Source organism: Bradyrhizobium sp. (assembly GCF_016462955.1).
Classification (GTDB): Bacteria; Pseudomonadota; Alphaproteobacteria; order Rhizobiales; family Xanthobacteraceae; genus Bradyrhizobium.
In genome coordinates this window covers 2,729-6,389 of record NZ_JAEMSD010000397.1, presented here as the reverse complement: position 1 = coordinate 6,389, position 3,661 = coordinate 2,729, and the positions used below count along the sequence as shown (strand labels likewise).

Annotated in this window: 6 protein-coding genes; 4 read left to right on the top strand and 2 right to left on the bottom strand. The window is 64.5% G+C overall.

Annotated elements, in window-relative coordinates:
- The 3 genes from JHD07_RS29510 to JHD07_RS29500 all read left to right on the top strand — a co-directional run.
- On the top strand, positions 1-551 hold a 551-nt coding region (locus JHD07_RS29510), incomplete at its 5' end, for a toprim domain-containing protein (protein WP_291628557.1).
- A 17-nt stretch (positions 552-568) separates the two neighbouring features.
- Positions 569-706 carry a hypothetical protein gene (locus tag JHD07_RS29505; RefSeq protein ID WP_291628555.1) on the top strand — a complete coding sequence of 46 codons (138 nt, stop codon included), beginning with the start codon at positions 569-571 and terminating at the stop codon, positions 704-706.
- Between the two features lie 142 nt (positions 707-848).
- A complete protein-coding gene (locus tag JHD07_RS29500) occupies positions 849-1,772 on the top strand; it encodes a DUF2493 domain-containing protein (protein WP_291628553.1) in 924 nt (307 codons plus the stop codon).
- 55 nt (positions 1,773-1,827) lie between these two features.
- Here JHD07_RS29500 and JHD07_RS29495 read toward each other — a convergent pair whose 3' ends face one another.
- Positions 1,828-2,238 carry a hypothetical protein gene (locus tag JHD07_RS29495; RefSeq protein ID WP_291628551.1) on the bottom strand — a complete coding sequence of 137 codons (411 nt, stop codon included), beginning with the start codon at positions 2,236-2,238 and terminating at the stop codon, positions 1,828-1,830.
- Between the two features lie 125 nt (positions 2,239-2,363).
- On the bottom strand, positions 2,364-3,254 hold the full coding sequence (locus JHD07_RS29490) for a LysR family transcriptional regulator (RefSeq protein WP_291628549.1): 891 nt from the start codon (positions 3,252-3,254) through the stop codon (positions 2,364-2,366).
- A 105-nt stretch (positions 3,255-3,359) separates the two neighbouring features.
- On the opposite strand from JHD07_RS29490, the gene JHD07_RS29485 reads away from it, so the two are divergent.
- Positions 3,360-3,661 (top strand): NAD(P)H-binding protein (locus tag JHD07_RS29485; RefSeq protein ID WP_291628547.1); only part of this gene is annotated, 302 nt, incomplete at its 3' end.

The window sequence follows — 3,661 nt, the reverse complement described above, 5'->3', positions numbered from 1 at the left end:
GCTACTATCGGCCCGACGAGCATTCGCCGACCGAAACCTGGCCGGCGATGATCGCGGCCGTCACTGACCTCGACGGGAGGATTACCGGGGCACATCGCACATGGCTCGATCCCCGCCGACGCGACAAGGCGCCGATCGACACGCCGAGGCGGGCAATGGGCGATCTTCTTGGAAACGCGGTGCGCTTCGGCATCGACAGCGAGGTGATGGCGGCCGGTGAAGGCATCGAGACCGTCCTGTCGCTCCGCCAGGTCCTTCCCGACATGCCGATGCTGGCGGCGCTCTCGGCGGCCCATCTCGCCGCCGTCCTGTTCCCCGACACGCTGCGGCGGCTCTACATCGTCCGCGACAACGATCCGGCCGGCGACGGCGCGCGCGATAGCTTGATCGAACGGGCGAACGCGGCCGGGATCGAGGCGATCGTCATCTCGCCGAGCTTAGGCGACTTCAACGAGGATCTGCGCTCCCTCGGCCTGGACGCGCTGCGCATGGAAGCCCGGTTGCAGGTCGCGCCGCAGGACGTCGCTCGCTTCACGGCGTTAGCGGCATAGCCGGTAGGAGAACGGGCGTGCGGGTCGTCGCCATGCTCGGCGGATGCGTCAATCCGTCGGAGGGGGACCGCGTCTCGGCCTTCGAGGGGGCGATCGGCCCACAAGCCAGCCAGCCGGGCAATGGCGGCGGCCGACTATTTTCCGGCGCGGCCTGAAGGCCGCTTTCCATCGCGAGGCAAAATAGCCGGCCTTAGCCATCGAGCCCTGCGCTTGCGCTCCGGGTGCCCGGCCATCCGGCCCGTGGGCTTCGTCGCCATGAAGGCCGCGACGGTCGCGGTCCAACCGACGGAGCATCCCATGCGCGATCACGACGACTACGAACCACACCACGAATCCTCAGCCACCAACCATGTTCTCAACGAACTCCAGCTCCACGGCTACCGCCCCTTCGCCGACGAGCCCGACCAGCGGCTTCTGCCCGACGGCAATCAGGTCGCGGGCGCGATCGCCGACATCTTCGACGTCCTGATCGGCACCCTGGAGGACACCCGCCTCGAACCCGACCTCGACGATCTCCTTTGGTCGACCACCAACGTCTTCCACCGGGCCACCGACCGGATCGGCCGGGAACTGGACGACAACGAGCAGGCCCAGAAGCGGGCGCAGCGCGAACAGGACGGCAGCGAGGTGAAGTCGGTCGAACTGGAGCGCCTGATCGCCGAGGGCATGACCCTGATCGAGCGCCAGAACGCCTTCGAGCTGATGCGCGACCAGGCCGCCGAACACTACGAACGCTATGTCGGCAAGCATTGGCTCCCGCGCAGCGGATCGAAGGTCAACCATCGCAATCTAACTTCAGCGATGATCGATAGCCGCGATTTCCTGATGGCGAAGAAGCGCGCCGACCAGGAAGTGCTCCTGCCACCGGGTCCGAAGATCGTCGTCACCGGCGGGCTCGACTTCGATGATCACCGGCTGATCTGGGCCAAGCTCGACCAGGTTCACGAGAAGCACCCCGACATGGTGCTGATCCACGGCAAGTCGCCGAGGGGCGCCGAGAAGATCGCGTCCCTCTGGGCGAAGAACCGCAATGTCCCGCAGATCGGCTTTGCGCCCGACTGGACCAAGCACGGCCGGGCTGCGCCCTTCAAGCGTAACGATGACATCCTGGAGATCGTGCCGAAGGGCGTAATGCACTTCCCGGGCACCGGCATCCACGACAACCTTGCCGACAAAGCCAGGAAGCTCGGTATCCCGGTCTGGAAGTTCGGCGGCGCGTGAGCGCCGCCTCGTTTCACATTACTATGCGATGACGGTCGACCGGCACACCAACCGGCTATCCCAATCCTGGAGGAGACCAGATTTCGCCTCCAAACACGAGATCATCAGCGAACGCAACGATGCCGCCGAGGTCTCGCCGATCGTCAACGGCAATGGTGACATGCGGACGAAAATTCGGATGTGCCCAATCAGCACCCGCGTCCCGGAACTCGCGATGACGGGCGGCGAGCGCGACGGACCCAAACAACAAGGCGATAATTCCTCCCATTCGCGTAATGACCCGGTCCTCCGACGCCTCGACAATCAGCATTGTGGGGTCCGGCCGCAGCATCGAAAGATCGACCGCTTCGTAGGTTCTGGCGAGGGTGACGTGCCAATTGCGTGGAACGATGTCAGCAAAACCTTCCGACCGAGCCCACTGCGCCACCGCTTCCGCGTTCGCTAGTGACCTGACAACAGTCAGCATAGCACGCCCTCTCTTTTATCGTAGGAACAGTCATCGACGAGGTCACCGAGGCCCATTTCTCGGTGTCTAGTATGGTCGGAGATCATCCCGATGGCCGATAATGCCGAACGCCTATACTTGCAGCTTCAGTTGCCGATAAATGCCGCCAATTCATCGGGCGTCCCCGTAGGGAAGGCCTGTTTCAGATAGTCCAGGAACGCGGATACCCGTGCGCTCAATAAGCGCCTGGATGGGTAGAGCGTCCAAAGGACAATCTCCGGCCCGTCGATGTCTCCCCAACGCACCAGCGTGCCATCGGCTAAATCGTGGCTCACCAGCGAGATCGGAAGACGGCCGGCGCCGACGCCGGCCCGCACCGCGTCCCGGATCATGATGAGCGATGACAGGGCGAGGACCGGCTCTACCGCGATTTTGGACAGGCCGGCAGATGTCTTGACGGACCAGGGCTGGCGATCGTTGGCCGAGCGTACGACAGCAGGTACGGCGAGGTTTCCGGCTGGCTTCGCGAGTTCAGGACTTGCCGTGACCACCAGTCGGTCGCGCAGGAACGCTCGCCCGACCAGGCTCTCATCCGGATCCGGATTGACCCGGATCACCAGATCGAAACCCTCCTCGATCATATCGACGGCGCGGTCTTCCGTGCTGACCTCGAGCCGCACCTCCGGATATTTGAGAGCGAAACCGGCGGCGATTTTTCCCATTGCTGTCTGGGAGAAGAGCAGCGGAGCGCTGATGCGCAGCCTGCCGCGCGGCTTCTCGCCGCCGGAGGCGATGGCCTTCGTCGTCTCCTCCAACTCCGTCAGAAGCGCTCCGGTCCGTTCGAAGAGGGCGCGACCTTCCTCGGTGAGCTTCAAAACGCGACCGCCGCGTTCGAGCAGACGCAAGCCGAGACCGGCTTCCAGCTCGGCGACACGGCGCGACAGCGTCGCCTTGGGCCGGTGGGTCGCGCGTGCCGCTTTGCCGAAGCCGCCATGACGGGCCACCAGGTTGAAATCGGCAAGCGCGAGAAGATCCATGAGTGTCCCACCTATGAGACGCTCTGTTCAAATTCAGCGTCTATTGGGTCGAAATTGATCCATTCATATTCCGGGTGTCAAGCAACCCAACCCGGAGACAATCCCATGACCATTCTCGTTACTGGCGCCACCGGCCGCGTCGGCCGCCATGTCGTCGATCAACTCGTCCAGCGCAGCGCCAAGGTCCGCGTGCTTACGCGTGATCCTTCAAAGGCGAGCTTCCCCGCTGCCGTGGAAGTCGCACAGGGCGACCTGCTCGACCTCGACGCGCTGCTGGACGACCCCGGCACCCTCGGGCTCGTCCCCGTGCTGCTCGCGGCGCTGCTCGCGGTCCGCGGGCTGCCGGCGCTGCTGTACCGCGGCGTCGTCACCGGCCGCGAGATCACCGCGGCCGCCCTGCTGCAGAG

Excerpts from the sequence above, each read along its gene's own strand:
- JHD07_RS29500 (WP_291628553.1), top strand. The coding sequence starts at position 849 with ATGCGCGATCACGACGACTACGAACCACACCACGAATCCTCAGCCACC.
- JHD07_RS29495 (WP_291628551.1), bottom strand. The coding sequence starts at position 2,238 with ATGCTGACTGTTGTCAGGTCACTAGCGAACGCGGAAGCGGTGGCGCAG.
- JHD07_RS29490 (WP_291628549.1), bottom strand. The coding sequence starts at position 3,254 with ATGGATCTTCTCGCGCTTGCCGATTTCAACCTGGTGGCCCGTCATGGC.